Annotated in this window: 7 protein-coding genes; 2 read left to right on the top strand and 5 right to left on the bottom strand. The window is 63.8% G+C overall.

What is annotated here, in order from left to right; genetic code table 11:
• Together ACFFP0_RS10560 and ACFFP0_RS10555 are read left to right on the top strand one after the other, a co-directional pair.
• A partial coding sequence (locus ACFFP0_RS10560; protein WP_377260146.1) for a cupin domain-containing protein occupies positions 1-132 on the top strand: 132 nt, incomplete at its 5' end.
• Positions 133-391: 259 nt separating this feature from the next.
• Positions 392-610 carry a CrpP-related protein gene (locus ACFFP0_RS10555; RefSeq protein WP_377260112.1) on the top strand — a complete coding sequence of 73 codons (219 nt, stop codon included), beginning with the start codon at positions 392-394 and terminating at the stop codon, positions 608-610.
• Positions 611-650: 40 nt separating this feature from the next.
• Here the strand turns inward: ACFFP0_RS10555 and ACFFP0_RS10550 are convergent, their stop codons facing one another.
• The 5 genes from ACFFP0_RS10550 to ACFFP0_RS10530 form a co-directional block, all read right to left on the bottom strand.
• Entirely contained in the window at positions 651-902 is a 252-nt protein-coding gene (locus ACFFP0_RS10550) for a DUF982 domain-containing protein (protein ID WP_377260110.1), read from the bottom strand.
• Between the two features lie 606 nt (positions 903-1508).
• Positions 1509-3188, bottom strand: a complete 1680-nt coding sequence (locus ACFFP0_RS10545) for a hydantoinase B/oxoprolinase family protein (RefSeq protein ID WP_377260108.1) — start codon at positions 3186-3188, stop codon at positions 1509-1511.
• Between the two features lie 3 nt (positions 3189-3191).
• On the bottom strand, positions 3192-5261 hold the full coding sequence (locus tag ACFFP0_RS10540; RefSeq protein ID WP_377260106.1) for a hydantoinase/oxoprolinase family protein: 2070 nt from the start codon (positions 5259-5261) through the stop codon (positions 3192-3194).
• Positions 5262-5376: 115 nt separating this feature from the next.
• Positions 5377-6351 (bottom strand): ABC transporter permease, encoded by a 975-nt coding sequence (locus ACFFP0_RS10535; protein ID WP_377260104.1) that lies wholly within the window; start codon positions 6349-6351, stop codon positions 5377-5379.
• Complete coding sequence (locus tag ACFFP0_RS10530) at positions 6348-7883, bottom strand: sugar ABC transporter ATP-binding protein (protein ID WP_377260102.1); 1536 nt, start codon at positions 7881-7883, stop codon at positions 6348-6350. The genes ACFFP0_RS10535 and ACFFP0_RS10530 overlap by 4 nt, the downstream gene beginning before the upstream one ends.
• Between the last annotated feature and the right edge of the window lie 88 nt (positions 7884-7971).

Below are 7971 nucleotides of genomic sequence, written 5' to 3'. Positions count from 1 at the left end.
ATCCCCCAGGGCGAGGTCCATCGCCTTGCAAACCCCGGAAAGATCACACTCGAAATGATCGAGGTCCAGACCGGATCATACCTCGGCGAAGACGACATCATCAGATTAACTGACGAATTCGGGAGAAGTTAGGGGATTACTGGGCCGGTGGCGCAATTCGACCAATGCCGTCGCTTCCCGCATGGACGGGATCTCGGCGGCATTCCAGATATTAGGGCACTGTTGAGACCGCCAAATCGCAACAGTCGGAAGTCTGGTTGAAAAGCCTCGGCAACCCCCGGCCAGACTTCCGCATGATCGACTGCGTTGAGTGATTGTCGCCGCCGCTGGAGCATGCGCCTGAGCGTGGAGCAGCCAACAATAGCCACGCCTGCCAGGAGACGGCGCCGCCATGATGAGCTTCGAAGCCATCATTGAACTGCAGGAGCGTGGCGCGGAGGCGAGAGCCCGGGGAGCCGGCGGGGAGGAGAATCCCTTTTCAAGGATAGCGGCCATGCCAGGCGCTTCCGATCAAGCCATTCATTGGCAACAGAAAAAGGAAGCCTGGCAGTTCGGTTGGGCCATCGAAAATGCCTACCGGACCGCTTATTTCGACGAGTGGGCTGCGTGATGCCGACGTTGCCGCCGACTATGCCAGACCAGATTTGAAGTCAGTCGCCAACATGAAGGCCTGCCGATCTGGCAGACTCATATAGGATCTGTCTCACCTGTTCGGGTGAGATTCGGTCGCTTATGCCATCGATACAGGCCTGCAGCGCGTCCTCGTACGCCTTGCCGATACGGACCGGCCATATGTCGGTCACATATCCGATGGCATCTTCCACGGAATCTATAAGGGTATACCCGCTGCCATCTCCTTCAAATCGGAGCGGGCGGAAGACTCTCCTGTCAAAACTTCTCACATTATTGCTCCTCCACCTCGCTAAACTGGTATTCGGGCGTTTTGTTCCGATCGCTGCCCTTACAGGGATCGCCGGTGAAAATCTTCACCGATAGATGATTGCCCTAATTTCATTGTCGCTTTGTAAGCGCTTCAGCGGCAAATCGAGTTATATTTGTTAATCATTTTTCCGATCCGGATGGAAACCGTGCCCGCATGCGGGGCGGCCTTCGACCGCCTGAGAGCCGGAAATGGCGTGGCTGTGCGCCTTCTCCAGGTGAGAAGGACGCCTGAAACGGCGAGCTTATACGGGCTGATGCCGCATCATTTCGCGGCCGGGCAGGGTCGCTGGAGCGGAAACGCCGGCTTCGATACCTATGATGCCGACAAGGTTTCGGCCACGGTCGGCCGGGCCGCGGGCAATCCGGCCGTTCGACGCGCCTTTGATCGCTGCCCTAATTTGGAGCGGCGCGCGTCCCGCCCCGATACATGCCTTCATGAAGGGCTGGGGATGTGGCGGACGCCGTCGGCAGGTCGCGGCGTGGTTCCGGCAAGCTGCTCGCAATTCCATGCAAACGGGGCGCCGGTCATGCCCGACGCCCCCGCACTTCATCGTGCCAGGCCCGTATCAGGGCTTGGCTGGGCTGGTGAAGCCGTAGATATCCTTCGCCCGCCCGGGCGTCAGGTAGCCGTTCTTGATGTCTTCCGCGACGGCCCGGGGCGGCCGTTTCGCGGGCTCGCCGTAGCCTCCCCCGTTGCCGGTGACGATGCGGATGACATCGCCCTTGTTCACGACCACGTTGGTTGCGAAGGCGAACCGCTGGCTGGAACCGTCCGTCCGCTTCACTTCGACATAGTTGGTGGAACCGTCGAGACCGCCGGCGACGCCCCATGGCGGGATACGCGTGCGTGTATAGCCGAGAGACAGGAAATTGTTGTCGGCCAGCACCCGGTAATGGACGTCGATGCCCTTGCCGCCGCGCCACTGGCCTTCCCCTCCCGGCTCGGCATTGAGGGCCGCCTGATCGACGCTCAGGCCGTAGCGCGCTTCCGCGACCTCGGCGGGGCAATTGAAGGTTTCGCCGTGAAAGCCCGAGAACTGGCCGCTGTTGCCGTCGCTGCCTTCCCAAGCGCCCCAGCCGCCGACCTGGGGCTCGACGATCGTGTAATGCCGAGCGGTCACCGGATGTGGGCCGCCGACGACCGTGCCGCAGATGGACGCAAAATTGCCGGCCGGCACGACGCCCGGAAAATGCGCGGCAAGCGCCCGGAGCAGCATGTCGAACAGGCGGATCTCGACCTCGGAATAATATCCGAGCGCGCCGGGTTCCTGGACGTGGAAGATCGTGCCCGGCCGGGTGATCACCTTGAGGGGCCGGAAGAAGCCGCCATTGCCGGGGGCCTCCGGGTCGGTGAACGACTTGAAGGCCAGCTGGACGGCGATCTCGGTCCCCTCGCGGCTGGAGTTGGAAGAGCCCTTCTGCGCGGGATTGTTCGTCAGGTCGACGATGAACTCATCCCCGGTGATCGTCAGCGTGAGCTTGTGGATCGCTCCGTTGTCCTGCTCCTCCTCGAAGCTGTAGGTGCCCTGGGGAATGGTCTTCAGCGCGGTGCGGGCGCGGCGTTCGCCGAAATTCATGAAATCCTCCACCGCAGCCTCGAAGGTTCCGGCGCCGTATTTGGCCACGAGCTCCAGTACGCGGCGCTCGCCGATCCGCAATCCCGCGATGCCGGCCCAGAGGTCGCCGCGCAGGAAGTCCGGCAGGCGCGTGTTGACGTAGAGGATGTCGAATACCGCCTGGTTCGGCCTGCCTTCGTCGAACAGCTTGACGGCGGGAACCCGGACGCCCTCCTGGAAGATCTCGGTCGCCTCGGAGGACATGGAGCCCGGCACGTTGCCGCCGACATCGTTCCAGTGGGCGATGTTGGCGACCCAGGCGATCAGCCTGCCATCGCTGAAAACCGGCGCGGCGAGCACCATGTCGTTGAGGTGCGTGACGCCGCCGAAATAGGGGTCGTTCGAGGCGAAGACGTCGCCCGGACGGATATCCTCGGCCTTGTACTTCTTGAAAATGCCGGCGATCGCCTTGTCGAGCACGCCGATGAAGGCGGGAATGCCGGCTCCCGAGGCGGCGATCTGGCCGTGGCGGTCGAGCACCGACGTCGAAAGATCGAGCACTTCATAGATGATCGCGCTCATCGACGTCTTTCGCTGGGCCACGAACATCTCGTCGGCGATCGCCTGCAACGCGTTCTGGATGATGTCGAAGGTGACGGGATCGAATTCTTCGTGCGTTGTCTCGGTCATGGATCAGCCCCGAATGTTGATATGCGTGTTGCCGAAGTCGTCTATGAGGACGTCGTTGCCGGGATGGATGACGATGGTGGTGCCGGGGTCCTCGATGATGGCCGGCCCGCGGAAACTCATGCCGGGTTCCAGCCTCGTCGCATCGTAGATGGTCGCCTCGTGTTCGCCCTCGGTCGCATAGTCGACGATGCGACGCCCCTTGATGGCGTTCTCGACCGGGGCGCCCGTTTTCGGCAGGGGCACCAGTTCGAGCTTTCCGACCTCGCTCGATGCGATCAGGTGAAGCCCGATGATCTCCACGCCGGCGTCGAGGCGGTAGGTGTATTCCCGCTCGTAGATCTCGTGGAAATCCGAGACCATGCGGGCCGCTTCCTCCGGTCCGACCGGACCTGCCGGAACCGGGACTTCCACGGCGAATTCCTGGTTCTGGTAGCGGCAACGGATCAGCGGCCGCATGGTGACCAGTTCCTCGCTCACGCCTTCGCGGCCGAATTCCGTCCTGGCGAGCGTCATGGTCTCCGAGAGCAGTGTATCAAGGGCCTGATGATCGCCTTCATTCATCAGGCGCGTCACGAAATAGTCGCGCCGCAGGTCGCTCATCATCATGCCCCAGGCGGAAAAGACCGGAGCGCCGCGCGGGACGACGACCTTCTTCACGCCGAGTTCCTGTCCCAGCGCCACGCCATGCATCGGACCGCCGCCGCCGAAGACGACCAGCGTGAAATCGCGCGGATCGTAACCCCGGTTTACGGAGACGAGCTTGAGCGCGTTGACCATGTTCGAATTGGCGATGCGGACGATGCCGCGCGCCACGTCGATCGGCGAGGCGCCGAGCTTTCCGGCAAGCTCGCCGAGCGCCGTGTCGAGGGCTTCGATATCGGCCACGACGGAACCGCCGCAGAAATAGTCGCGGTTGATCCGGCCGAGCGCCAGGTTGGCGTCGGTGGTGGTGGCGTTCGTGCCGCCCCGCCCGTAGGCGGCGGGCCCGGGAGAGGCGCCGGCCGATTGCGGGCCGACATGCAGCTTGCCGAAGTCGTCGACCCAGGCGATCGAGCCGCCGCCGTTGCCGATCTCCACGAGGTCGACGACGGGCACCATGATCGGATAACCGGCCGAGGTGCGGTTGCGCTCTATCCAGTAATCGGTCTTGATCTTGACCTGCCCGTTTTCGATCAGCGAGCACTTGGCCGTGGTGCCGCCGATGTCGAGCGCCAGAACGTTGGGTTCGCCGATGATCCGCCCGAGTTCGGCCGCGCCCCAGAAGCCCGAGGCAGGCCCGCTTTCGACCATGGTGATCGGAACGGCCTTGGTCGCCTCGACCGAATCCACGCCGCAGTTCGACTGCATGATGAAGAGATTGCCGCGATATCCCTTTTCCGTCAGGCCGGTTTCGAGCTTTTCGAGGTAGCGCTCCGCCTTCGGCTGGACATAGGCGGACAGCACGGCGGTGTTGGTTCGCTCGTATTCCCGCCATTCGCGCGTGATCTGATGGGATGCGACGGTGGGAGCCTCCGGCCAGCGGGCACGCACGGCTTCGAGGACTGCTTTCTCATGTGCCGGATTGGCGTAGGAATGCAGCAGGCAGATCGCCACCGCCTCGACGCCCTCGGCCCTGAAATCGGCCAGGATCGCGTCGAGGGTGGAAAGGTCGAGCGCTTCCTTCTCGCTGCCCTGGTAGTCGATGCGGCCCGGCAGTTCGCGGCGCAGATGGCGCGGCACGAACGGCGTCGGCTTGCGGTACATGAGGTTGAAGAAATCCGGGCGGTTGCCGCGGCCGATCTCCAGCACGTCGCGGAACCCCCGGGTGGTGATGAGACCCACCCTGGCGCCTTTGCGTTCGGTCAGCGCGTTGATGACCACGGTTGTCCCATGCGCGAAGAAATCGACGTCTTCGATGCGGACGCCGGCCTTGTCGAGGACGTTCAGCACGCCCTTTTCGAAATCCGGCGGCGTGGTGTCGGATTTCTCGGTCCGGACGGTCTGGACGCTGCTGCCCGGATCGGTTTCGAAATAGACGAGGTCGGTGAATGTTCCGCCGACATCGGTCGATACGCGCACTATCTTGATTGTCATGGGTGACCTTTCCATAGGTATTGGCGGACCGGTGGCAATCGCCGGGCTCGTCATCGGCGCCCCGCGCCGGCGGCGCGCCGATGGCTTGACGCCCTGGACCGGCCGGTCCCGAAAATCAGCGTCGCCGGTTGGATGCGGCGAGTGCGACGGCGATCACGATGATCACGCCGGTCGTCAGGTTCTTGAAAAAGGGGTTGACGTTGAGGATGTTGAAACCGTTTCCGATAAGCGCCATCAGCAGCACGCCGGCCACCGAACGCCAGATCGCGCCGGCCCCGCCGGTGATCGCGGTGCCGCCCAGAATGACGGCGGCGATCGCCTCCAGTTCCAGGCCCGCGCCGGCCTGCGGCTCCGCCATCGAGATGCGGGATACGGTGATCACGCCTGCAAGGCCCGCCGCCGCGCCGCTCAGCGTGAAGGTGATGATCTTCACCAGGTTGGTGCGGATGCCCGACAGGATGGCGGCCTCTTCGTTGCCGCCGACGGCGAACACCCGGCGGCCGAAGGTCGTCCGGTTGAGAAGCAGCATCATGAGGAGCATGAAGACGACCAGGACGATCACCGCCACGTTGACCATGCCGATGCGGGAGCGGCCGAGCCAGGAGAATTGCTCGATCCGCACGGGAATGAGCGCCCCGCCGGTGATCAGGATCGCGATGCCGCGATAAACGAGGCTGGTGGCGAGGGTGACGAGGAAGGAGTGGACGTTGAAGGTGGTGATGATCAGGCCGTTCACCGCCCCGAGAACCAGTCCGATGAGCGGTCCCGCGAGGATGCCGAGATAGGGATCGACATTGATGGCGATCCAGCCGGCCGATACCGCCGCCACCCCGAAGATCGCTCCCGTGGACAGGTCGAAGCCGCCGCCGATGATGACCAGCGTCAGCGCGCAGGCGATGATCATCAGGGGAGCGCTCTGGTTGAGGATGTTCAGCAGGTTGCGCGCCGTCAGGAAGCTGTCCGAGGTGAAGCTCAGCCCGATCAGCAGGGCCGCGATGATGACGAGCACGCCGTATTCGCGGCTGAAAGCGAGTATGCTGAACGGCCTGCCCGGCGCTTTCGAAGGGGGGAGTGTACGGGCATCGGTCATTGGACCACAACCTCCTGACGTGTCTTGTTTCGGTTCTGGACCTGGAAAATCCGCTTGAGGGCCGTTTCGACCGAAAGCGTCCTGCAATCCTCTTCCGCAAAGATGCGGCCCTCGCTCATCAGGTATCCCCGGTGCGAGAGATTGATGACCTCCTCGAGTTCCGACGAGATCAGCAGGACTCCCGTGCCGGAGGACGCCATTTCGAGGATGAATTCGTGGATGCGCTGGCGCGCGCCGATATCGACGCCGCGGCTCGGTTCGTCGAGGATCAGAAGCTTCGGCCGTGCCACGGCCCATTTCGACAGAAGCACCTTCTGCTGGTTTCCGCCCGAATAGAAGGCGACTTCGCCGTCTATCCGGTCGGGGACGATGCCGAAATGGCCGATCGCCTCCCGCACGCGCTTTCGCTCGTGCCCGGCGCGGATCAGCCCGAGGAAACTGATGTCCTTCAGGGTGGCCAGGCTGATGTTGGGCCTCGTCGTCTGGGTCAGCACGAGGCCCTGCTTGCGGCGGTCTTCCGGGACCAGCGCGACGCCTTGCGCGACGGCGGCCCTCACGGTCAGTCCCTTCTGGCGCCTTCCCTGGATGAAGTAGTCGCCGGCGGCGATCTCGTCGGCTCCGAACATGGCGCGGGCGACTTCCGTGCGGCCGGAGCCGACCAGGCCGATGAGACCGACGATCTCGCCCGGCCGGACGACGAGCGAGATGTCGGAGAGCCCGGTCGGCGTCGAGACGTTCCGCATTTCCGCAACCGGTGCGGTGCCGTCACCGGGCAGGGGAGGCAGGGCTGGCCAGCTGATCGCGGACGCCTTGCCGAGCATGCCGTCGACGAGGCCCTGCTTGGTCTCGCTCGCTATTTCCGACGTGCGCACCACATTGCCGTCGCGCATGATGGTGACGCGGTCGCAATTGGCGAGGATATGATCGAGGAAGTGACTGACATAGATGATCGTGACTCCCTGGCTCTTCAGCCGCCGGATGAGGCCGTGCAGCCGTTCCGCCTCGTCTTCCGTCAGCGACGACGTGGGTTCGTCCATGATGATGACGCGGGCTTCGCGGGCGATCGCCCGCATGATCTCGACTTTCTGCCGGTCGGCGATGCGAAGGTCGGCGACCCTGGCCTTCGGGTCGAGCCCGAAATCGCAGGTCGCCTCCAGCGCCGCGAAGCGATCGAGGTCGCCGCCGACGAGCAGGCCGGCCCGGTTGCTCTCCTGCCCCAGGAAGACATTCTGCACCACGGTGAGTTCGGGCACGAGCTGCAGTTCCTGATGGATCATGGCGATGCCGCGCAGAAGCGCCTCGCGCGGCGAGGAGCGCGTCATCCTTCCTCCGAAGACGATCACCTCGCCCTCGTCCGCGGTGTAGTAGCCGCCGACGATCTTGCCGACGCTCGATTTGCCGGCGCCGTTCTCGCCCACCAGCGCATGCACTTCGCCGGCGACGAAATCGATGTTGATGTCGTTGAGAATCCGCGTGCCGCCGAACGCCTTGGCGACGCCATGGACGCGGACCGCGATTTCGCCATTGCTCATGGCTGACCTCTCGTCTGGAAAACAGGAACCCGAAGCGCGTCGCCTGAATTCTCAGGCCGGCGCATCGCCCTTCAAGGAGAGCCGGCGC

The organism is Neorhizobium puerariae (assembly GCF_042429745.1).
Taxonomy (GTDB): domain Bacteria; phylum Pseudomonadota; class Alphaproteobacteria; order Rhizobiales; family Rhizobiaceae; genus Neorhizobium; species Neorhizobium puerariae.
The sequence above is the reverse complement of the archived record's forward strand: the minus strand, read 5'-3'. Positions and strand labels throughout refer to the sequence as shown.

Coding starts and splice junctions, on each gene's coding strand:
- ACFFP0_RS10555 (WP_377260112.1), top strand. CDS start 392: ATGATGAGCTTCGAAGCCATCATTGAACTGCAGGAGCGTGGCGCGGAG.
- ACFFP0_RS10545 (WP_377260108.1), bottom strand. CDS start 3,188: ATGACCGAGACAACGCACGAAGAATTCGATCCCGTCACCTTCGACATC.
- ACFFP0_RS10540 (WP_377260106.1), bottom strand. CDS start 5,261: ATGACAATCAAGATAGTGCGCGTATCGACCGATGTCGGCGGAACATTC.
- ACFFP0_RS10535 (WP_377260104.1), bottom strand. CDS start 6,351: ATGACCGATGCCCGTACACTCCCCCCTTCGAAAGCGCCGGGCAGGCCG.
- ACFFP0_RS10530 (WP_377260102.1), bottom strand. CDS start 7,883: ATGAGCAATGGCGAAATCGCGGTCCGCGTCCATGGCGTCGCCAAGGCG.